This window comes from Streptomyces sp. NPDC126497 (genome assembly GCF_040302425.1).
GTDB lineage: Bacteria > Actinomycetota > Actinomycetes > Streptomycetales > Streptomycetaceae > Streptomyces.
Genome location: NZ_JBEORT010000005.1, coordinates 49,153 through 67,908, shown reverse-complemented (window position 1 = coordinate 67,908; position 18,756 = coordinate 49,153). Strand labels below are relative to the sequence as shown.

19 protein-coding genes and 4 tRNA genes are annotated in these 18,756 nt (G+C 69.9%); 5 read left to right on the top strand and 18 right to left on the bottom strand.

Going from position 1 to position 18,756, the window contains the following annotated elements:
* Positions 1 to 70 precede the first annotated feature (70 nt).
* From rpoB to ABTY20_RS04835, 9 genes are all read right to left on the bottom strand, one after another.
* On the bottom strand, positions 71 to 3,556 hold the full coding sequence (rpoB, locus tag ABTY20_RS04875) for a DNA-directed RNA polymerase subunit beta (protein ID WP_351995579.1): 3,486 nt from the start codon (positions 3,554 to 3,556) through the stop codon (positions 71 to 73).
* A gap of 582 nt (positions 3,557 to 4,138) precedes the next feature.
* Entirely contained in the window at positions 4,139 to 4,528 is a 390-nt protein-coding gene (gene rplL, locus ABTY20_RS04870) for a 50S ribosomal protein L7/L12 (protein ID WP_351995578.1), read from the bottom strand.
* 123 nt (positions 4,529 to 4,651) lie between these two features.
* Positions 4,652 to 5,182, bottom strand: coding sequence for a 50S ribosomal protein L10 (gene rplJ, locus ABTY20_RS04865; RefSeq protein ID WP_100569727.1), 531 nt, complete (start codon positions 5,180 to 5,182; stop codon positions 4,652 to 4,654).
* Between the two features lie 338 nt (positions 5,183 to 5,520).
* Positions 5,521 to 6,483, bottom strand: a complete 963-nt coding sequence (locus ABTY20_RS04860) for an SCO4651 family lipoprotein (protein ID WP_351995577.1) — start codon at positions 6,481 to 6,483, stop codon at positions 5,521 to 5,523.
* 166 nt (positions 6,484 to 6,649) lie between these two features.
* The gene (gene rplA / locus ABTY20_RS04855; RefSeq protein WP_189558446.1) at positions 6,650 to 7,375 is read right to left on the bottom strand and encodes a 50S ribosomal protein L1; all 726 of its coding nucleotides are present in this window, start codon (positions 7,373 to 7,375) and stop codon (positions 6,650 to 6,652) included.
* 82 nt (positions 7,376 to 7,457) lie between these two features.
* Positions 7,458 to 7,892 (bottom strand): 50S ribosomal protein L11, encoded by a 435-nt coding sequence (gene rplK / locus ABTY20_RS04850; RefSeq protein ID WP_004927359.1) that lies wholly within the window; start codon positions 7,890 to 7,892, stop codon positions 7,458 to 7,460.
* Between the two features lie 169 nt (positions 7,893 to 8,061).
* On the bottom strand, positions 8,062 to 8,889 hold the full coding sequence (gene nusG, locus ABTY20_RS04845) for a transcription termination/antitermination protein NusG (RefSeq protein WP_351995576.1): 828 nt from the start codon (positions 8,887 to 8,889) through the stop codon (positions 8,062 to 8,064).
* 80 nt (positions 8,890 to 8,969) lie between these two features.
* A complete protein-coding gene (gene secE / locus ABTY20_RS04840; RefSeq protein ID WP_351995575.1) occupies positions 8,970 to 9,257 on the bottom strand; it encodes a preprotein translocase subunit SecE in 288 nt (95 codons plus the stop codon).
* A gap of 109 nt (positions 9,258 to 9,366) precedes the next feature.
* Positions 9,367 to 9,439 (bottom strand) — tRNA-Trp (locus ABTY20_RS04835).
* Positions 9,440 to 9,710: 271 nt separating this feature from the next.
* Between ABTY20_RS04835 and ABTY20_RS04830 the strand changes: the two genes are divergently transcribed.
* Both ABTY20_RS04830 and ABTY20_RS04825 read left to right on the top strand, forming a co-directional pair.
* The gene (locus ABTY20_RS04830; protein WP_351995574.1) at positions 9,711 to 10,937 is read left to right on the top strand and encodes a pyridoxal phosphate-dependent aminotransferase; all 1,227 of its coding nucleotides are present in this window, start codon (positions 9,711 to 9,713) and stop codon (positions 10,935 to 10,937) included.
* 123 nt (positions 10,938 to 11,060) lie between these two features.
* Positions 11,061 to 12,101, top strand: coding sequence for an adenosine deaminase (locus tag ABTY20_RS04825; RefSeq protein WP_351995573.1), 1,041 nt, complete (start codon positions 11,061 to 11,063; stop codon positions 12,099 to 12,101).
* On the opposite strand, the gene ABTY20_RS04820 is transcribed toward ABTY20_RS04825, so the two are convergent.
* The 7 genes from ABTY20_RS04820 to ABTY20_RS04790 form a co-directional block, all read right to left on the bottom strand.
* On the bottom strand, positions 12,082 to 12,468 hold the full coding sequence (locus ABTY20_RS04820; RefSeq protein WP_351995572.1) for a hypothetical protein: 387 nt from the start codon (positions 12,466 to 12,468) through the stop codon (positions 12,082 to 12,084). The two genes, ABTY20_RS04825 and ABTY20_RS04820, sit on opposite strands and share 20 nt — an antisense overlap.
* A 378-nt stretch (positions 12,469 to 12,846) precedes the next feature.
* On the bottom strand, positions 12,847 to 13,902 hold the full coding sequence (locus ABTY20_RS04815) for a UDP-N-acetylmuramate dehydrogenase (protein WP_351995571.1): 1,056 nt from the start codon (positions 13,900 to 13,902) through the stop codon (positions 12,847 to 12,849).
* A 55-nt stretch (positions 13,903 to 13,957) separates the two neighbouring features.
* Positions 13,958 to 14,386 carry a MaoC family dehydratase gene (locus ABTY20_RS04810; protein WP_351995647.1) on the bottom strand — a complete coding sequence of 143 codons (429 nt, stop codon included), beginning with the start codon at positions 14,384 to 14,386 and terminating at the stop codon, positions 13,958 to 13,960.
* 8 nt (positions 14,387 to 14,394) lie between these two features.
* The gene (locus ABTY20_RS04805) at positions 14,395 to 14,847 is read right to left on the bottom strand and encodes an FAS1-like dehydratase domain-containing protein (RefSeq protein WP_351995570.1); all 453 of its coding nucleotides are present in this window, start codon (positions 14,845 to 14,847) and stop codon (positions 14,395 to 14,397) included.
* Between the two features lie 127 nt (positions 14,848 to 14,974).
* Positions 14,975 to 15,139, bottom strand: coding sequence for a 50S ribosomal protein L33 (gene rpmG, locus ABTY20_RS04800; protein WP_003948671.1), 165 nt, complete (start codon positions 15,137 to 15,139; stop codon positions 14,975 to 14,977).
* An 88-nt stretch (positions 15,140 to 15,227) separates the two neighbouring features.
* Positions 15,228 to 15,300: transfer RNA gene (locus ABTY20_RS04795), tRNA-Met, on the bottom strand.
* A gap of 46 nt (positions 15,301 to 15,346) precedes the next feature.
* Positions 15,347 to 15,419, bottom strand: a tRNA-Thr gene (locus ABTY20_RS04790).
* Positions 15,420 to 15,619: 200 nt separating this feature from the next.
* Here ABTY20_RS04790 and ABTY20_RS04785 point away from each other — a divergent pair.
* Positions 15,620 to 16,879 (top strand): amidohydrolase family protein, encoded by a 1,260-nt coding sequence (locus tag ABTY20_RS04785; protein WP_351995646.1) that lies wholly within the window; start codon positions 15,620 to 15,622, stop codon positions 16,877 to 16,879.
* A gap of 63 nt (positions 16,880 to 16,942) precedes the next feature.
* A complete protein-coding gene (locus ABTY20_RS04780) occupies positions 16,943 to 17,599 on the top strand; it encodes an SDR family oxidoreductase (RefSeq protein WP_351995569.1) in 657 nt (218 codons plus the stop codon).
* A gap of 10 nt (positions 17,600 to 17,609) precedes the next feature.
* Here ABTY20_RS04780 and ABTY20_RS04775 read toward each other — a convergent pair whose 3' ends face one another.
* Both ABTY20_RS04775 and ABTY20_RS04770 read right to left on the bottom strand, forming a co-directional pair.
* Positions 17,610 to 17,822, bottom strand: a complete 213-nt coding sequence (locus ABTY20_RS04775; RefSeq protein ID WP_351995568.1) for a hypothetical protein — start codon at positions 17,820 to 17,822, stop codon at positions 17,610 to 17,612.
* A gap of 109 nt (positions 17,823 to 17,931) precedes the next feature.
* Positions 17,932 to 18,013: transfer RNA gene (locus ABTY20_RS04770), tRNA-Tyr, on the bottom strand.
* A gap of 234 nt (positions 18,014 to 18,247) precedes the next feature.
* Between ABTY20_RS04770 and ABTY20_RS04765 the strand changes: the two genes are divergently transcribed.
* The gene (locus tag ABTY20_RS04765) at positions 18,248 to 18,736 is read left to right on the top strand and encodes a YajQ family cyclic di-GMP-binding protein (RefSeq protein WP_108708220.1); all 489 of its coding nucleotides are present in this window, start codon (positions 18,248 to 18,250) and stop codon (positions 18,734 to 18,736) included.
* The last annotated feature ends 20 nt before the right edge of the window (positions 18,737 to 18,756 follow it).

The window sequence follows — 18,756 nt, the reverse complement described above, 5'->3', positions numbered from 1 at the left end:
TGAGTCTTGGGGTCTGATACGGGGGTCCTGGGGCGGGCGGCCCGCTGTTCGGCGGGCCGCCCCACTCCCGTCAGACCTCTTCGACGCTGCTCGGCTCGCGCCGGGACAGGTCGATGCCGAGCTCCTCCGCAGCGCGGAAGACGTCCTCGTCGGTGTCACGCATCTCGATGGACATACCGTCGCTGGACAGCACCTCCACGTTCAGGCACAGGGACTGCATCTCCTTGATGAGCACCTTGAAGGACTCGGGGATGCCGGGCTCGGGGATGTTCTCGCCCTTGACGATGGCCTCGTAGACCTTCACGCGGCCGGTGACGTCGTCGGACTTGATGGTCAGCAGCTCCTGGAGCGCGTAGGCGGCGCCGTACGCCTCGAGTGCCCACACCTCCATCTCGCCGAACCGCTGGCCGCCGAACTGGGCCTTACCACCCAGCGGCTGCTGGGTGATCATGGAGTACGGGCCGGTCGAGCGGGCGTGCAGCTTGTCGTCGACCAGGTGGTGCAGCTTCAGGATGTACATGTAGCCGACCGAGATCGGCTCCGGGAAGGGCTCACCCGAGCGGCCGTCGAACAGCCGCGCCTTGCCGGACGGGAGCACCATGCGCTCGCCGTCGCGGTTCGGGATGGTGTGCTGGAGCAGGCCCGCGAGCTCGTCCTCACGCGCACCGTCGAAGACCGGGGTGGCGACGTTGGTGCCGGGCTCGACCTTGTCGGCGCCGATGGCCTGGAGCCGCTCGGCCCACTCCTCCGCGAGGCCGGAGACGTCCCAGCCGCGGCTGGCGAGCCAGCCGAGGTGGATCTCCAGGACCTGTCCCGGGTTCATTCGGGACGGCACGCCCAGCGGGTTGAGGATGATGTCGACCGGGGTCCCGTCCTCGAGGAACGGCATGTCCTCGATGGGCAGGATCTTGGAGATGACACCCTTGTTGCCGTGGCGGCCGGCGAGCTTGTCACCGTCGGTGATCTTGCGCTTCTGCGCGACGTAGACGCGCACCAGCTGGTTGACACCGGGGGGAAGCTCGTCGCCCTCCTCGCGGTCGAAGACGCGCACGCCGATGACCTTGCCGGTCTCGCCGTGCGGCACCTTCAGCGAGGTGTCACGGACCTCACGGGCCTTCTCGCCGAAGATCGCGCGGAGCAGGCGCTCCTCGGGGGTCAGCTCGGTCTCGCCCTTCGGGGTGACCTTGCCGACGAGGATGTCGCCGGCGATGACCTCGGCGCCGATGCGGATGATGCCGCGCTCGTCGAGGTCGGCGAGGACCTCCTCGGAGACGTTCGGGATGTCCCGGGTGATCTCCTCGGGGCCGAGCTTGGTGTCACGGGCGTCGACCTCGTGCTCCTCGATGTGGATCGAGGAGAGGACGTCGTCCTGCACGAGGCGCTGCGACAGGATGATCGCGTCCTCGTAGTTGTGGCCCTCCCACGGCATGAACGCGACCAGCAGGTTCTTGCCGAGCGCCATCTCGCCGTTCTCGGTGGCCGGGCCGTCGGCGAGGACCTGGCCGGTGATGATCCGGTCGCCCTCGTTGACGATGACCTTCTGGTTGACCGAGGTGCCCTGGTTGGACCGGGAGAACTTGGCCAGGCGGTACGTGATGTACGTGCCGTCGTCGTTGGCGGTGGTGATGTAGTCCGCGGAGACCTCCTGGACCACACCGTCCTTCTCGGCCTTGACCACGTCGCCGGCGTCGACGGCGGAGCGGTACTCCATGCCGGTGCCGACGAGCGGGGACTCGCTCTTGATGAGCGGCACGGCCTGGCGCATCATGTTCGCGCCCATGAGGGCGCGGTTGGCGTCGTCGTGCTCGAGGAACGGGATCATGGCGGTCGCGACCGACACCATCTGGCGCGGCGAGACGTCCATGTAGTCGACGTCGTCACCGGGGACGTAGTCGACCTCGCCGCCACGACGGCGGACCAGGATCCGGTTCTCGACGAACCGCATGTCGTCGCTGAGCGGCGCGTTGGCCTGCGCGATGACGAAGCGGTCCTCCTCGTCGGCGGTCAGGTAGTCCACCTCGTCGGTGACCCGGCCGTCGACGACCTTGCGGTACGGCGTCTCGATGAAGCCGAACGGGTTGATCCGCCCGTAGGAGGCGAGCGAACCGATCAGACCGATGTTCGGGCCTTCCGGCGTCTCGATCGGGCACATGCGGCCGTAGTGCGAGGGGTGCACGTCACGGACCTCGAAGCCGGCCCGCTCACGGGAGAGACCACCCGGGCCGAGGGCGTTCAGACGACGCTTGTGCGTCAGCCCCGACAGCGGGTTGTTCTGGTCCATGAACTGCGACAGCTGGCTGGTGCCGAAGAACTCCTTGATGGAGGCGACGACCGGCCGGATGTTGATCAGGGTCTGCGGCGTGATCGCCTCGACGTCCTGGGTGGTCATGCGCTCGCGCACGACGCGCTCCATACGGGCGAGACCCGTGCGGACCTGGTTCTGGATCAGCTCGCCGACGTTGCGGATGCGGCGGTTGCCGAAGTGGTCGATGTCGTCGGTCTCGACGATGATCGACCGGCCGGACTCGCCGACCGTCTCGGTCTCACCGGCGTGCAGCTTCACCAGGTACTTGATGGTGGCGATGATGTCGTCGGTGGTGAGCACGCCGGCGTCCAGCGGCTCGTCCCCGCCGAGCTTCTTGTTCACCTTGTAGCGGCCGACCTTGGCGAGGTCGTAGCGCTTGGGGTTGAAGTAGAGGTTCTCGAGCAGCGTCTGCGCGGCCTCACGCGTGGGGGGCTCGCCCGGGCGCAGCTTGCGGTAGATGTCGAGCAGCGCGTCGTCCTGGCCCTGGGTGTGGTCCTTCTCCAGGGTGGCGCGCATGGACTCGTACTCGCCGAACTCCTCGAGGATCTGCTCGGTGGTCCAGCCGAGCGCCTTCAGGAGGACGGTGACGGACTGCTTGCGCTTGCGGTCGATGCGGACACCGACCATGTCGCGCTTGTCGATCTCCATCTCCAGCCAGGCGCCCCGGGACGGGATGATCTTGGCGGAGAAGATGTCCTTGTCGGACGTCTTGTCGATGGAGGAGTCGAAGTAGACGCCCGGCGAACGGACCAGCTGCGACACCACGACACGCTCGGTGCCGTTGATGACGAAGGTGCCCTTGTTCGTCATGAGCGGGAAGTCGCCCATGAAGACGGTCTGGGACTTGATCTCGCCGGTCTCGTTGTTGGTGAACTCGGCGGTCACGAAGAGCGGGGCCGCGTACGTGAAGTCGCGCTCCTTGCACTCGTCGATGGAGTTCTTCGGCGGCTCGAAGCGGTGGTCGCGGAAGGTCAGCGACATCGACCCGGAGAAGTCCTCGATCGGGGAGATCTCCTCGAAGATCTCCTCCAGACCGGACTTGGTGGGGACGTCCTGCCCGTTCTCGAGAGCCTCCTCGACCCGACTCTGCCAGGCCGTGTTGCCGAGCAGCCAGTCGAAGCTCTCGGTCTGCAGCGCGAGCAGGTTCGGAACCTCAAGAGGCTCCTTGATCTTTGCAAAGGAGATGCGCAGCGGGGCGGTGCTGGCACCGTTGTTCGTATTCGCGGTCGAGGCGTTGCGCGAGGCGGCCAAGAGGGGGTCCTTCCGAGGGCTCGGACTCACTACGCGCGTACCGGCCCCCCACTGGGCGGGAAGACAGACATCCCAGGTCAGAGATGATCTAGTCGTCCGTACTCGAGTGAGGGCATGCCCCTGGTGACGGGCAGGGGACAGCTAACAGGCAGCGCAAAGGGTCAGTGTAGCCACTTGGCACACTGATGTCCAATGCCGGTTTACGAGACCGGTGGAGTCCCTCGTTCTTCTCATCTCCCTGCGACAAGGCGCTGCCCTCAACGCACGGTGATACTGCCCTCTTTGCCGTCGATCCATGCCTCGGATTCGGATCCTTGCGACGACGCGTCCTGAGAATTGCGCGCCGCGTGCGGTTCGTCAAGGCCCCTCTTGCCGGAACCGTTCACCACCAGGCTGGTCTTCGCGTCCCCCCGGAGGCACAACGAAGATCACCCTACCCCCCGCCGTCCCGGGTGCAAGGCAGCCGCCGCCGGACCCCGGATACGCCGAGGAGCGACCACCCGGATGGATGATCGCTCCTCGGCGCTTGAGCGTTACACGTCCCTCGGGACGCGCAGCGGGCCCTGTGGGACCCGGAAGGTCTTACTTGACCTCGACGGAGGCGCCGGCGCCCTTGAGGGACTCGGCGGCCTTGTCGGCGGTCTCCTTGTTGACCTTCTCGAGGACCGGCTTCGGGGTGCCGTCGACGAGGTCCTTGGCCTCCTTCAGACCCAGGGAGGTCAGCTCGCGCACGACCTTGATGACCTGGATCTTCTTGTCGCCGGCGCCGGTGAGGATGACGTCGAACTCGTCCTTCTCCTCGGCGGCCTCGGCGGCGGCGCCACCAGCGGCACCACCGGCGACGACGACCGGGGCGGCCGCGGCGGCGGTGACGTCGAACTTCTCCTCGAAGGCCTTCACGAACTCGGAGAGCTCGATGAGGGTCATCTCCTCGAACTGCGCGAGCAGGTCTTCCTGGCTGAGCTTCGCCATGATGGCGGTCCTTCCACTAAATCGGCTGGTGCCGGATGTACGGGGTGCGGCGGGCGTACGTCGGGCCCGCGTCGACCCTCACCTCGTGCGGTTCACGCGGCGAGGATCGGAAAGCGAGCCGAATTACTCGGCACCGCCCTGCTCGTCCTGCTTGGCACGGAGCGCGTCCACGGTGCGGACGAGCTTCGACGGCAGCGCCTGGAAGACGGAGGCAGCCTGGGACTGCTTCCCCTTGAAGGCACCGGCCAGCTTGGAGAGCAGAACCTCGCGGGACTCGAGGTCCGCAAGCTTCTTGATCTCGTCGGCGGACAGCGCCTTGCCGTCAAGGACACCGCCCTTGATGACGAGATTCGGGTTGTCCTTGGCGAAGTCACGAAGACCCTTCGCCGACTCCACCGGGTCACCGGTGACGAAGGCGACAGCCGTCGGGCCAGCGAAGAGCTGGTCGTCCAGCGTGATCCCGGCCTCGTTGGCCGCAATCTTGGTCAGCGTGTTCTTCACCACGGCGTACTGGGCGTTCTCACCGAGCGAACGGCGCAGCGTCTTGAGCTGCGCCACGGTGAGACCGCGGTACTCGGTCAGCACGGCGGCGTTCGAGCTGCGGAACTTGTCCGTCAGCTCGGCAACCGCGGCAGCCTTGTCGGGCCTCGCCATAGAGCCTCGGCCTCCTTCCGGGTGATTCGGACCGCGCGGACCCGAAGGAGGACTGGGGAAAACGAAACGCCCCGGCGCAGGCGCACGGGGCGTAGCTCAACCGGTCGCTCGCGGCCTCACGGCAGCGGTCTCCGGGAACTCTTCCACTGACACCTGCGCGGGTCGTCCGCAGTTCAGCGGATCCTTCGGCCACCGTGAACTCCTACGAGGACACGGCAACGACCAGCGGTCTTTGGCTTCCGTGGAAGAGTACGCGAACGGATCGGCGTCAAGCAAATCGGCCGATCGGGGGCATCGGGAACGCCGGAGCTCCGGGGGCTCCGGGGGCTCCGGGAGCCTCAGGAGCTGAAGCCGGCCTCGGAGTCCGCCCCGAGGTCCCCGAGGTCCCCGATCTCCTTCAGCATCTCCATGAGGTCGAAGGTGTCCTCCGCCGCCGGCGCCTCGACCTCGGCCTCGGCGCCGTAGTCGGAGTAGTGGGCCGTCATGTTCATCGTGCCCTGGGGGAACTTCATGCCGACGGCCATCTTGACCGGGTAGTTGTCCTCGTTGACCCAGACCTCGGTGTCGTAGCCCTTCATCCCCGTCTTCTCGACGTTGGCGATCAGCTCCTCGCGCTCCTTCGCGGAGAGCAGGCCGTCCGTCGCCTTGTTGGCGTCGAGCATCTCCTCGAAGCTCAGCGTGCCCTTGTAGTGCTGCGTCCGGGTGCCGTCGACCTTCTCCGGGCCCACGTGCTTCAGGCTCGGCGACTCCAGCAGCAGCGCGAGCTGCTGCGCCGGGTCCTGGTTCATGTTCTCCAGGCCGCCGGCCATCTGCTTCTGGATCTCGGCGTCGCCGGACGCCTCGGCGATGGCAGCGAAGTCCATCTTCATCCAGCGCTTGCCGTCCATCTCGGCGGCCTGCTTCGCCCCCATGTCCACGTACATGGCGTTGTCCAGCATGACCATGCGGACCCGCTCGGGAGCGTCCGGGTTGCCCGCCGTGAGCGCGGAGCCCTTCATGGTGACGTCCATGACGGCCGGGTCCCAGCCCTGCACGCCGGACATCTCCATGGTGCCGCCGCCGTCCATCGCGGCCGGCATCGTCATGGTCATCCGTACCTTGGAGGACTTGGCCTCCGAGGTGTTCCTGAAGGCGGCCCGGAGGACCTCCGTCATCTCGTTCTGCGTCTGGACCCCGGACCCGGCGGAGCCGGCGGCCTTCTCCGCCCCGCCCCCGTCACCGTCCTGACAGCCCGCGACGCCCACGACGACGGCCACGGCCGTCAGACAGACGCCCGTGCGCTTCCATGCGGTCATGCCCATGATTCCCACCCCTGGTCGTTCCGCTGTCCCACTCCTGTGAAGGCGAGGAAACCGTAACCCACGCCGCTGACACCGAGGTACGGAAAAAACCCGCCCCCGCGCCTCGGAGGAGGCGCGGGGGCGGGTCACCGCCGCGTGCGGGGGCCGGTCACCCGGCCCGCCCGGCTCAGACGGCGGCCGGGTCCTCCTCGACGAGGAGGTTGCGGGTGCGGTTCGGGTCGAGCGGAATGCCGGGGCCCATCGTGGTGGTGATGGCGGCCTTCTTGATGTAGCGGCCCTTGGCGGCGGACGGCTTCAGCCGGAGGATCTCCTCCAGCGCCGCACCGTAGTTCTCCACCAGCTTGGTGTCGTCGAACGACGTCTTGCCGATGATGAAGTGCAGGTTCGAGTGCTTGTCGACGCGGAACTCGATCTTGCCGCCCTTGATGTCGTTGACGGCCTTGGTGACGTCCGGGGTCACGGTGCCGGTCTTCGGGTTCGGCATCAGGCCACGGGGACCGAGCACACGGCCGAGACGGCCGACCTTGCCCATGAGGTCCGGGGTGGCGACGACGGCGTCGAAGTCCAGACGGCCCTTCGACACCTCGTCGATCAGCTCGTCGGCGCCGACGATGTCGGCGCCCGCGGCACGCGCGGCCTCGGCACGGTCACCGGTCGCGAAGACCAGGACCCGGGCGGTCTTGCCGGTGCCGTGCGGGAGGTTCACGGTGCCACGGACCATCTGGTCGGCCTTGCGCGGGTCGACACCCAGGCGGAAGGCGACCTCGACGGTGCCGTCGAACTTGGTCGTGGACGTCTCCTTGGCGAGACGGACGGCCTCGAGCGGGGCGTACAGCTTCTCCCGGTCGATCTTGGCGTCCGCAGCGCGGAGAGACTTGCTGCGCTTGCTCACTGAAAGCTCCTGTGCGTTTCGAGGAGTCGTGGTCCGGGCCGAGCAGGCCCTGCCACTACTGCTTGGCTTACGGGGGTGGAGGTCAGCCCTCGACCGTGACGCCCATGGAACGGGCGGTGCCGGCGATGATCTTCTCGGCGGCGTCCAGGTCGTTGGCGTTGAGGTCGGGCATCTTGGTGGTGGCGATCTCACGGACCTGGTCACGCGTGATCTTCGCGACCTTGGTCTTGTGCGGCTCGCCGGAGCCCTTCTCCACACCCGCGGCCTTGAGGATCATCTTGGCGGCCGGCGGGGTCTTGGTGACGAAGGTGAAGGAACGGTCCTCGTAGACCGTGATCTCCACCGGGATGACCCAGCCGCGCTGCGACTCGGTCGCGGCGTTGTAGGCCTTGCAGAACTCCATGATGTTCACGCCGTGCTGACCCAGCGCGGGGCCGACCGGCGGGGCCGGGTTCGCGGCACCGGCCTGGATCTGGAGCTTGATGAGCCCCGTGACCTTCTTCTTCTTGGGAGGCATGGCTCTCCGGGTCCTTTCGATTCGGGTCCTGCCCGCGTCATGGGGACAACCCGGACGCAGGCATACCGCACAACGATAACGGGTATAGATGCGCGGCTGAAAACCGAGCAGGTCAGGCGAACGTGCGACCGTTCGCCCGACCTGTCCGGACGCTGTGTACCAGAAGGGGCTAGTTCTTCTGGATCTGGTCGAAGGAGAGCTCGACCGGCGTCTCCCGGCCGAAGATCTCCACCAGGCCCTTGACCTTCTTGGAGTCGGGGTTGATCTCGTTGATGGTCGCCTGGAGCGTGGCGAACGGGCCGTCGGTGACGGTGACCGAGTCGCCGACCTCGAAGTCCAGCACCTGGACCTCGACCTTGCGCTGCGGGGCCGGCTTGCCCTCGGCCTCGGCGGCCTCGCGGGCGGCCTTCTCCTCGGCCTCCGGGGCGAGCATCTTGACGATCTCGTCCAGCGTCAGCGGGTACGGGTCGTAGGCGTTGCCCACGAAGCCGGTGACACCGGGGGTGTTGCGGACGACGCCCCAGGACTCGTTCGTCAGGTCCATGCGGACCAGGACGTAGCCCGGAAGCTTGTTCTGCCTGATCGTCTTGCGGTCGCCGTTCTTGATCTGGACGACCTCTTCCTGCGGCACCTCGGCCTGGAAGATGTACTCCTCGACGTTCAGCGAGACGGCGCGCTGCTCCAGGTTGGTCTTCACCCGGTTCTCGTAGCCCGCGTACGTGTGGATGACGTACCACTCGCCGGGCAGCGTGCGCAGCTCCTCGCGGAGCTTCTCGACCGGGTCGCGGTCGTCCTCGGGCTCCTCGGCCGCTTCCTCGGCCTCGGCGGTCTCGTCCGCCTCGGCGCTCTCGTCCGCGGTGGTGTCGGCAGCCTCGGCCTCGTCGGGGGCCTCGGTGTCCTCGACGTCGGCGCCCTCGGCGGCGGCGAGCGCGTCCTCGGCGGACTCGGCCCCTTCGCCGTACGGCTCAACGGCGTCGTTCACGTTCGGGTCAGACACGGTGGCTGCTTCTTCCTGGATACAAGGGGTGGAACATGCGAAAAGGAGCGCCGGATACCTCGGCGCTCTTCGCTCTCGGCTCAGCCGAAGACGTACTTGGCGGCGTGACTGAGGCCATAGTCGATCAGGGTGATCAGACCGATCATCAGCACGACGAAGATGATCACAGCGGTCGTGTACGACGTCAGCTGGTTGCGGGTGGGCCAGACGACCTTGCGGAGCTCCGCGATGATCTGGCGGTAGAAGAGCGCGAGGCGCTTCAGCGGACCCTTCTTGGCCCGCTTGCCGCCCTTGCGGGTCTTCTTCTGGGAGTCCGGCGCCTCATCCTGGGCATCAGGCATGTCGATGGAGCCCACGGCGTCCGTCACTCGTCCTCACCTGATTCCGGGTCGTGGCCGTGCCGCGCCCGGTCTGAGCCCGCACGGCGGTGCATTGCTGTACGTACATGCGCACACATCCTGGCGAAGGTGTGTGTAGCAGGGCCGGAGGGACTTGAACCCCCAACCGCTGGTTTTGGAGACCAGTGCTCTACCAATTGAGCTACGACCCTTTGTGTGTCCCCAACGTACCGCATCCGACCGGGTGCTCGGCGTGCACCGGTTGAGCGCGGGCCGCTGAAGGCCAACGAGGTGAGAGTGTACGTGCTCCCGGGCCGGGCGTCGAACAGAAAGTGCCGGGGAGGCGCCGTCCCGGCGGAGGACCGTCCCGGGCGCGGCGGACCGGCGGCGCCGATCCGGACTGGTGTTCAGGGGTTTGCCCGGTGTTGTTCAGTAGGTGAAACCCCTGTGCCGCGTGGGTTTCCGGTCTGGAACGATGGGCCCATGAGCGCTGCAACCCCTCCCACCGAGCGCCGGGTCTCCGCCCGAGTCGGCGCGATCTCCGAGTCCGCCACCCTCGCCGTGGACGCCAAGGCCAAGGCCCTCAAGGCCGCCGGGCGACCGGTGATCGGCTTCGGCGCCGGTGAGCCCGACTTCCCGACGCCGGACTACATCGTCGAGGCCGCGATCGAGGCCTGCCGGAACCCCAAGTACCACCGCTACACGCCGGCCGGCGGTCTGCCGGAGCTGAAGTCCGCGATCGCCGCCAAGACGCTGCGCGACTCCGGCTACGAGGTGGACCCCTCCCAGATCCTGGTCACCAACGGCGGCAAGCAGGCCATCTACGAGGCCTTCGCCGCGATCCTCGACCCGGGCGACGAGGTCATCGTCCCGGCCCCGTACTGGACGACGTACCCGGAGTCGATCCGGCTGGCCGGCGGTGTCCCGGTCGAGGTCGTCGCCGACGAGACGACCGGCTACCGGGTGAGCGTGGAGCAGCTGGAGGCGGCCCGCACCGAGAAGACGAAGGTCGTCCTCTTCGTCTCCCCGTCGAACCCGACCGGCGCGGTCTACGGCGAGGCCGAGACCGAGGCGATCGGCCGCTGGGCCGTCGAGCACGGCCTGTGGGTGCTGACGGACGAGATCTACGAGCACCTGGTGTACGGCGACGCCGTCTCCGTCTCCCTGCCCGCGCTCCTGCCCGAGCTGCGCGACAAGTGCATCGTGGTCAACGGCGTCGCGAAGACGTACGCGATGACGGGCTGGCGGGTGGGCTGGATCATCGGCCCGAAGGACGTGGTGAAGGCCGCGACCAACCTGCAGTCGCACGCCACGTCGAACGTCTCCAACGTCGCCCAGGTGGCCGCGCTCGCCGCCGTCTCCGGCGACCTGGACGCGGTCGCGAAGATGCGCGAGGCCTTCGACCGCCGGCGCAAGACCATCGTCCGGATGCTCGACGAGATCGACGGCGTGGTCTGCCCCGAGCCCGAGGGCGCGTTCTACGCCTACCCCTCGGTGAAGGCGCTGCTCGGCAAGGAGATCCGGGGCAGGCGGCCGCAGACCTCCGTCGAGCTGGCGGCGCTCATCCTGGAGGAGGCCGAGGTCGCGGTGGTGCCGGGCGAGGCCTTCGGCACGCCGGGCTATCTGCGGCTGTCGTACGCGCTGGGCGACGAGGACCTCGTCGAGGGCGTGAGCCGGATCCAGAAGCTGCTGGCGGAGGCGCGGGACTGACCGCCCCGCCCGCCGCGGGGGCGTCCGGAGTCCACTCCGGGCGCCCCTGTTCGTTTGTGCGGGCAAGACCACGAACGGGGAAAACGCTACCGGGACGGCGGTGGCGTGCGGCAACATCCAGGGATGGAGCGTGTACGTGATCTCTCTGAGCTGCCGAAGGCCCATCTGCACCTGCACTTCACCGGGTCCATGCGGCCCACCACCCTGCTGGAACTGGCCGACAAGTACGGCGTGCGCCTGCCCGAGGCGCTGACCGACGCGCTGACCGGCGGGGAACCGCCGAGGCTGCGGGCCACCGACGAGCGCGGCTGGTTCCGTTTCCAGCGGCTGTACGACGCCGCGCGCTCGTGCCTGCGGGAGCCGGAGGACATCCAGCGGCTGGTGCGCGAGGCGGCGGAGGAGGACCTGCGGGACGGCTCGGGCTGGCTGGAGATCCAGGTGGACCCGACGTCGTACGCGCCCCGGCTGGGCGGGCTGATCCCGGCGCTGGAGGTCATCCTGGACGCGGTGGACGCGGCGCGGCGGGACACCGGGATCGGGATGCGGGTGCTGGTGGCCGCCAACCGGATGAGGCATCCGCTGGACGCGCGCACACTGGCCCGGCTGGCGGTGCGGTACGCGGACCGGGGCGTCGTGGGGTTCGGCCTCTCCAACGACGAGCGGCGCGGGATGGCCCGCGACTTCGACCGCGCGTTCGCGATCGCGCGCGAGGGCGGTCTGCTGTCGGCGCCGCACGGGGGCGAGCTGGCGGGGCCGGCGTCGGTGCGGGACTGCCTGGACGACCTGGAGGCGCACCGGATCGGGCACGGCGTGCGGGCGGCGGAGGACCCGCGGCTGCTGCGGCGGCTCGCGGACCGCCAGGTGACGTGCGAGGTGTGCCCGGCGTCGAACGTGGCGCTGGGCGTCTACGACAAGCCCGGGGACGTGCCGCTGCGGACCCTCTTCGAGGCGGGCGTGCCGCTGGCGCTGGGCGCCGACGACCCGCTGCTGTTCGGTTCCCGCCTGGCGGACCAGTACGAGTTCGCCCGCCTCCACCACGGCTTCACGGACGCGGAGCTGGCCGAACTGGCCCGCCAGTCGGTGCGGGGCTCGGCGGCCCCGGAGGACGTGAAGGCGAAGCTGCTGTCGGGCGTGGACGACTGGCTCACCGCCCCGGTCGCCTGAAGTGGGCCAGGGGCGGGTACGCCTGGAAGCCGATGTCCAGCTCCGTCCCCCGCCCCCGGGACAGGGGCAGCAGCGTGGTGAGCGAGGCGCTGAGCACCTCGTGCCCCTTGCCCGCGTCCTTGCCGCGCGGGCCGTAGCCGGCCGCCCGGCCGAGACGCAGGGACGCGGCAGCGAAGGTGTCCCGCGCGCCGAACAGGAACAGCGTCCGGGCGTGCACGGCGGGCCGGATGCGGTCGGCGCGGGGCAGGCGGTCCCAGCGCCGCTCCCAGAGCTCCTCCCAGGCGGCGCCGTGGCTGCGGTGCGCCGCTCGTCGGTGCGGACGGTGCCCGGGGCGCCCCGGGTGAACCCGCGGCGCAGGGCGGGCCACACGGAGGGCCGCAGTCCGAGCGACTGGTGGGCGAGCACCAGGTCGACGGGCACGCCCCGGCCGGACTCCCGGGGAACGCTCCGCCGGAGCGGGACGTGGACGACCGTGTGCGGGGAGTACGCCGCGAAGGAGAACAGCCCGGCGAGGCGGGCCGGCCCGTCGTGGTCCCCGACCAGGTGACCCCAGCCGCGCACCGGGTCGTTGAGCGTGGTGTGCCGCAGCGCGGGGCGCGGCCGGACGACCCGGAAGGCGTATCGGCCGGCGCGCGGCCGGAACTCGTCGACTCCCAGCCGCACGGAAGCTCCCCCATGACGTCAGGGATACGCGCGACGGGCCGGGCGCTGCAACAGGATTGCGCCCCGGCGCGGTCCGTGCCGGTCAGAGACCGACGCCGACCATGACCGGCTCGTTCACCAAGGTGATCCCGAACGCGTCCCGGACGCCCGCCACGACCTCGCGGGCCAGCGCCAGCAGGTCCTCCGCGGTGGCGTCGCCCCGGTTGGTGAGGGCGAGGGTGTGCTTGGTGGAGATGCGGGCCGGCCCGCTGCCGTACCCCTTGGTGAAGCCGGCCCTGTCGATCAGCCAGGCCGCGGAGGTCTTGGTGCGGCCCTCGCCCGCGGGGTAGGCGGGCGGTTCCACGCCCTCACCGAGCCGCTCCCGCACACGCGCACGGAAGGCCGCGAACGCCTCGTCGTCGAGGATCGGGTTGGTGAAGAAGGAGCCGGCCGACCAGGTGTCGTGGTCCTCCGGGTCCAGGACCATGCCCTTGCCGGCACGGAGCTTCAGGACCGTCTCGCGCGCCGCGGCCAGCGGTACCCGCTCGCCCGGCTCGACGCCGAGGGCACGGGCCGTCTCGGCGTACCTGACGGGCCCGGACAGTCCGCCCGCGTCCTCCAGCCGGAAGCGCACGCGCAGGACGACGTAGCGCTCGGGATCGGCCTTGAAGCGGCTGTGCCGGTAGGAGAAGGCGCACTCCTCGTTGCCGAGGGTGACCGTCTCGCCGGTGCGGCGGTCGTAGGCGACGACCTCGGTGAGGGTGGAGGAGACCTCCTGGCCGTACGCCCCGACGTTCTGGATCGGGGTCGCGCCCGCCGAGCCGGGGATGCCGGCCAGGCACTCGATGCCGGCGAGGCCCGCCTCCACGGTGCGGGCGACGGCGTCGGTCCACACCTCTCCGGCGGCCAGCTCCAGGCTCGTGCCGTCCAGGACGACGCCCTTGGTGGCGACGACGAGGGCGGTGCCGTCGAAGCCCTTGTCGCCGATGACCAGGTTGGAGCCGCCGCCGACGACCAGCAGCGGCGTACCGCTGTCGTCGGCCTCGCGGACCGCGGCGATCACCTCGTCGTCGGTCGTCGCGGTGACCAGCCGGGCCGCGGGACCGCCCAGCCGGAAGGTGGTGAGCGGGGCGAGGGGGGCGTCGTGGAGTTCCTGCACGGGCCCAAGACTACGAGACGGCGCCGCCGGCCTCGCTCCCCCGGCCGGTTCCGGCTCAGCCCAGCCGGACGACCGCCCGCGACATGCCCAGGACCTTCTGTCCGGCGCTGGTCGCGGTGAGGTCCACGCGCACCGTGTGGTCGTCGAGCTTGGCGGCGACCTTGCCGCCGACCTCGACGACGGCGCCCCGCTCGTCGTCGGGGACGACGACCGGACGGGTGAAGCGGACGCCGTACTCGACGACCGCGCCCGGGTCGCCCACCCAGTCGGTCACCACGCGGATCGCCTCGGCCATGGTGAACATGCCGTGCGCGATGACGTCGGGCAGGCCGACCTCCTTGGCGAACCTCTCGTTCCAGTGGATGGGGTTGAAGTCGCCGGAGGCACCCGCGTACCGGACGAGGGTGGCGCGGGTCACGGGGAACGTCTGTGCGGGCAGCTCGGTGCCGACCTCGACGTCGGCGTAGGAGATCTTCGCCGTCATGGTGTTCGTCACGCCTCCTCGGCCGCGCGGGCCACCAGCTTGGTCCAGGCGGTGACGACGTGCTCGCCGTCCTGGTCGTGCACCTCGCCGCGGATGTCCAGTATGTCGTTGCCGGCCATCGACTTGATCGTCTCGATGGTCGAGGTGACGGTGAGCCGGTCACCGGCGCGCACCGGGCGGTTGTAGGCGAACTTCTGGTCGCCGTGCACCACCCGGCTGTAGTCGAGGCCGAGCCGGGGGTCGGCGACGACCTCGCCCGCGGCCTTGAACGTGATCGCGAACACGAAGGTGGGCGGGGCGATCACATCGGGGTGGCCGAGCGCCTTGGCGGCCTCCACGTCCGTGTACGCGGGGTTGGCGTCCCCCACCGCCTCGGCGAACTCGCGGATCTTCTCCCGGCCCACCTCGTAGGGCGCGGTGGGCGGATAGGTCCGCCCCACGAAGGACTGGTCGAGCGCCATGCGCGCGGCACCTCCTGTGTCGTCTGTCTCTGCCTGCGTCCGGCCGGTCCTGACCGTATCCGGTCGGTGGGAAAACGACACGAGGCCGTCCCCCTGGCGGGGAGACGGCCTCGTGTACGAGCCTGTTTTATCGCGTTTCGCGGTGCGCGGTGTGCGCGTTGCAACGCGGGCAGTGCTTCTTCATCTCAAGACGGTCCGGGTTGTTACGCCGGTTCTTCTTGGTGATGTAGTTCCGCTCCTTGCACTCCACGCAGGCCAGCGTGATCTTCGGGCGGACGTCGGTGGCAGCCACGTGAGTGCTCCTTGACGAACGGATTGACTGTATTAACGCAAGAAGAGTAGCCGATCGAAGGACCGACCCCGCAATCGGCTACTGTCTGTAGCGGTGACCGGACTTGAACCGGTGACACAGCGATTATGAGCCGCTTGCTCTACCGACTGAGCTACACCGCTTTGATGCGATCGGGCCCCGCCTCGCGGCGGGAACCTCACGCACCAGAGCCCCAAAACGGAATCGAACCGTTGACCTTCTCCTTACCATGGAGACGCTCTGCCGACTGAGCTATTGGGGCGAGCGAGGAAGACATTACACGGTCCGCCGCCGTTCGCCCAAATCCGTTGCGGTCCCCCCTCCTCCGGCGCGGACCACGCCGGTACGACTATTGGGCTCCTCCCGGCGAGGGGCGGGCCCCCGGCCTAGGCTCGTCTCACTCTGCGTGATCTTGCCTGCGTGACCTTGCCCTCCGTGCGCAGCCCGAGCCCCTGGAGCGCGATGCCCGACAGCCGGCCGCAGCCACCGCCCCGTCCGCCCTCGCCCCCGGAGCCGGTCCCGGTCGATCCGGCCGCCCCGCTGCTGCTGTGCGGCGCGCGCCTCACCGACGGGCGGACCGTGGACGTACGGCTGGGCGGCGGGCGCATCGAGGCGGTCGGCACGGCCGGCAGCCTGGCGACGGACGGCACCCGGATCGACCTCACCGGCTATCTGCTCCTGCCGGCCCCCGCCGAGCCCCACGTCCACGCGGACACGGCCCTGTCCGCCGACGCCGGCGGCCCCGCCTCGTACGACCCCCGGGACGTCCGGCGCCGCGCGACGGAGGCGGCGCTGCTCCAGCTCGGGCACGGTGCGACGGCACTGCGGGCGCATGTGCGGGTGGGCGACGTGGCCGGGCTCGGCACGCTGACCGCCGTGCTGCTGGCGGAGCGTTCGCTGCGCGGACTGGCCGAACTGACGGTGGTGGCGATGCCCCGGGTGCTGACCGGGGTGGCCGGGGCGGACGGGCTCGCGGTGCTGCGGGACGCGCTGAAGATGGGCGCGTCCGTGGTGGGCGGCTGTCCGGACCTCGATCCCGATCCCCTCGGGTACGTGGAGGCGGTCCTGGAGATCGCCTCCGAACACGGCTGTCCCGTCGATCTGCACACGGACGCCGCCGATCCCGCCCGGCTGGCCCGGTTCGCGGCCATGGCGGGCGGGCTGCGGCCGGGGGTCGTCCTCGGCCCGTGCGGCGGTCTCGCCCGACTGCCCGCCGAACCGGCCGCACGGACCGCGGACCGGCTGGCGGCGGCCGGGGTGACGGTGGCGTGCCTGCCGCAGGGCGGCTGCGGCGCCGTGGACCGCCGGGGCGTGGCTCCGGTACGGCTGCTGCGGTCGGCGGGGGTGCGGGTGGCCGCCGGGAGCGGCGCCCTGCGGGACGCGTCGAACCCGGTGGGCCGCGGCGACCCGCTGGAGGCGGCGTACCTGCTCGCCTCCTGCCACGGGTTGTCCCCGGAGGACGCCTACACCGCGGTGAGCACGTCGGCGCGGGCGGCCCTGGGGCTGCCCGAGGTGCGCGTGGAGGCGGGTTTCCCGGCCGAACTGCTGGCGGTCCGCGGGGACGGGCTCCCCGGGGCGCTGGCGCCGTCGTACAGCCGCGTCGTGGTGCACGGGGGGCGGGTGGTGGCGTGGACGAACGCGGTGCGGGAGTACTGCGGTTCGGCGCCGGCGGCGTGGGAGGCGGACGCGGGGCTGCCCAGGCAGGGCCGGGGCCCCGCGTAGGGCCGGACGGCTCTCCGGGGCGTTGCGCGGCGGATGCGGTCGCCCCGGCGTACGGTCGGAGGCATGCGCATTGTCATCGCTGGTGGTCATGGTCAGATCGCGCTGCGGCTGGAGCGGCTGCTCGCCGCGCGCGGGGACGAGGTGGCGGGCATCATCCGCAAACCCGAACAGGCCGACGAGCTGCGGCGGCTGGGTGCCGAACCGGTGGTGCTCGACCTGGAGTCGGCGTCGGTGGAGGAGGTCGCCGAGCGGCTGGAGGGCGCGGACGCCGCGGTGTTCGCGGCGGGCGCCGGGCCGGGCAGCGGGGTGGACCGCAAGGAGACGGTGGACAGGGCGGCGGCGGTCCTCTTCGCCGACGCTGCCGTCCGCGCGGGGGTGCGGCGTTTCGTGGTCGTGTCGTCCATGGGCGCGGATCCGGCCCACGAGGGCGACGAGGTCTTCGACGCGTACCTGCGCGCCAAGGGCGAGGCGGACGCGTACGTGCGCGGTCTGGACGCCCTGGACTGGACGATCCTGCGCCCCGGTCAGCTCACCGACGACGCCGGCACCGGTCTGGTCCGTCTGGAGGCCCGCACGGGCCGCGGACCCGTTCCGCGCGACGACGTGGCCGCCGTGCTGGCGGAGCTGGTGGACACCCCCGCGACGGCCGGCCTGACCCTGGAGCTGATCGGCGGTCACGCGCCGGTGTCGGTGGCGGTGAAGTCGGTGGCCGGCAACTGAGGCGGCCTGGTCAGAAGAGGGGCATCTGTCCCGGGAAGTCGGGCACCGCGTACCCGTCCAGCGAGGGCTGCTCCGCCCCGAGCGGGGCGAGCCTGCGCGACCCGGGGCACGAGGTCAGCTCCCCGTTCCCCCGGGCGCCGGGCGGATCGTGCCGCGCGTACCGCCCGGCGACGACGGCGATCTCACGACGGCACTCGGGACAGGGGCGACGACGGGACGACATGGGGCCAGTGTGCCCCGGGGCCTTCGCCGGCGGACAGGAAGCCCCCGCGGACACGAAAGGACCCCCTCCCGACCGCGTTTCCGCGATCGGGAGGGGGTCTTCCCCAGTGTGGCGGCGCCAGGATTCGAACCTGGGAAGGCTGAGCCGGCAGATTTACAGTCTGCTCCCTTTGGCCGCTCGGGCACACCGCCGGGGTTGCCGCCTCGAACCGCTTTTCGGCGGTGCTCCTTGGCGACGACGTAAACAATACCCGATGGACAGGGGTGCTTCGCCACCCGATTGATCGCCGTCGGGAAGCCGGAGGTTGACTAGGCTGGTCCGGATGCGGCCGGGGACCGATGCCGGGCTCGGGGGCCGCTTCACGTACGCCGGTACGCACCCGGTGCGCAGCCCGGTACGCACCCCGATACAAGGAGCCACAGGACATGGCCGACTCCAGTTTCGACATCGTCTCGAAGGTCGAGCGGCAGGAGGTCGACAACGCCCTCAACCAGACCGCCAAGGAGATCTCGCAGCGCTACGACTTCAAGGGCGTCGGTGCCTCGATCTCGTGGTCCGGGGAGAAGATCCTCATGGAGGCGAACTCCGAGGACCGGGTGAAGGCCGTCCTCGACGTCTTCCAGTCCAAGCTGATCAAGCGGGGCATCTCCCTGAAGGCCCTGGACGCGGGTGAGCCCCAGCTCTCGGGCAAGGAGTACAAGATCTTCGCGTCGATCGAGGAGGGCATCTCCCAGGAGAACGCGAAGAAGGTCGCGAAGATCATCCGCGATGAGGGCCCGAAGGGCGTGAAGGCCCAGGTGCAGGGCGACGAGCTGCGGGTCAGCTCCAAGAGCCGTGACGACCTGCAGGCCGTCATCGCGCTGCTCAAGGGCAAGGACTTCGACTTCGCCCTGCAGTTCGTGAACTACCGGTAGGTCCGGTCGGCCGGCACCGG

What these genes read in the sequence shown, in the direction of transcription:
- ABTY20_RS04775 (WP_351995568.1), bottom strand. Translation starts at nt 17,822, where the DNA reads ATGTCGTCCCGTCGTCGCCCCTGTCCCGAGTGCCGTCGTGAGATCGCC.
- ABTY20_RS04805 (WP_351995570.1), bottom strand. Translation starts at nt 14,847, where the DNA reads ATGGCGCTCGACCAGTCCTTCGTGGGGCGGACCTATCCGCCCACCGCG.
- ABTY20_RS04860 (WP_351995577.1), bottom strand. Translation starts at nt 6,483, where the DNA reads ATGGGCATGACCGCATGGAAGCGCACGGGCGTCTGTCTGACGGCCGTG.
- rplL (WP_351995578.1), bottom strand. Translation starts at nt 4,528, where the DNA reads ATGGCGAAGCTCAGCCAGGAAGACCTGCTCGCGCAGTTCGAGGAGATG.
- ABTY20_RS04825 (WP_351995573.1), top strand. Translation starts at nt 11,061, where the DNA reads ATGGAGCGTGTACGTGATCTCTCTGAGCTGCCGAAGGCCCATCTGCAC.
- ABTY20_RS04785 (WP_351995646.1), top strand. Translation starts at nt 15,620, where the DNA reads ATGCCCGACAGCCGGCCGCAGCCACCGCCCCGTCCGCCCTCGCCCCCG.
- ABTY20_RS04780 (WP_351995569.1), top strand. Translation starts at nt 16,943, where the DNA reads ATGCGCATTGTCATCGCTGGTGGTCATGGTCAGATCGCGCTGCGGCTG.
- ABTY20_RS04810 (WP_351995647.1), bottom strand. Translation starts at nt 14,386, where the DNA reads ATGACGGCGAAGATCTCCTACGCCGACGTCGAGGTCGGCACCGAGCTG.
- rplJ (WP_100569727.1), bottom strand. Translation starts at nt 5,182, where the DNA reads ATGGCGAGGCCCGACAAGGCTGCCGCGGTTGCCGAGCTGACGGACAAG.
- ABTY20_RS04765 (WP_108708220.1), top strand. Translation starts at nt 18,248, where the DNA reads ATGGCCGACTCCAGTTTCGACATCGTCTCGAAGGTCGAGCGGCAGGAG.
- ABTY20_RS04830 (WP_351995574.1), top strand. Translation starts at nt 9,711, where the DNA reads ATGAGCGCTGCAACCCCTCCCACCGAGCGCCGGGTCTCCGCCCGAGTC.
- rplK (WP_004927359.1), bottom strand. Translation starts at nt 7,892, where the DNA reads ATGCCTCCCAAGAAGAAGAAGGTCACGGGGCTCATCAAGCTCCAGATC.